The following is a 717-nucleotide window of genomic DNA, read 5'->3' as shown; positions in this document are numbered from 1 at the left end:
GCTACCAGCGACATCTCCTACATTCGCTTTCATGGCCGCAACAAGGAGAACTGGTTTAAGAAGGGCATCACTACTGCCGAGCGCTTCAAGTATCTCTATAGCCAGGAGGAGCTTTTAGGGTGGCTACCTGACATAGAAAAGGTAGCCCGGCGCTCCCGTAAGACCTTTATCATGTTTAATAATTGCTACCAGGACTATGCCATCCGCAATGCCAGCCAGTTGGCTCTCATGATGCGGGATCTGGAGCACTACCTGAGGCGGAGGGAGACGCAGCTCCGGAGCCCCTAGTCTTCCCGGTACTTTTGCCTATGTCCCAACATTGTTCTTTCAAACCCGGTGACAAGTACTTTTTTCAGAAAGTCTCATCACTGATATTTCGACACTACCCCAGAATGCTTCCTTGCCATTTCGCCGTCTGCAGAACAATACGAACCGCCCGCCCTCACTATTGATCGGCAGTTTACCCTCAGAAGCACCATGGACGCTACCGCTCTTTTGGGGGCCTGGCGCTCCACGGTCTTCCGCTGGTTCAAGCAAAACAGGCTGCCCGCTCTTCAGATGGATCACCGCATCAAGCTGCTCCCGACTTCCGCACTTTAACCTAAATTAAGCCAGGCAAAACAAAAAACCCCACTATATGAAGCTATGGTAGCTTAAATCTCGGTGTAGTGCCTAACATAAATTTAGCTATTGACATTAAGATTTATTCTCCACTCT

At 49.8% G+C, this 717-nt stretch carries 1 protein-coding gene; it reads left to right on the top strand.

The features are described from left to right. On the top strand, positions 1-288 hold a 288-nt coding region (locus HW443_RS12445), incomplete at its 5' end, for a DUF72 domain-containing protein (RefSeq protein ID WP_176238364.1). Positions 289-717 lie beyond the last annotated feature (429 nt).

The organism is Candidatus Hakubella thermalkaliphila, assembly GCF_013281975.1.
GTDB classification, from domain to species: Bacteria; Actinomycetota; Humimicrobiia; order Hakubellales; family Hakubellaceae; genus Hakubella; species Hakubella thermalkaliphila.
Note: the sequence above shows the minus strand (reverse complement) of the source record. Positions and strands in the feature narration are given on the sequence as shown.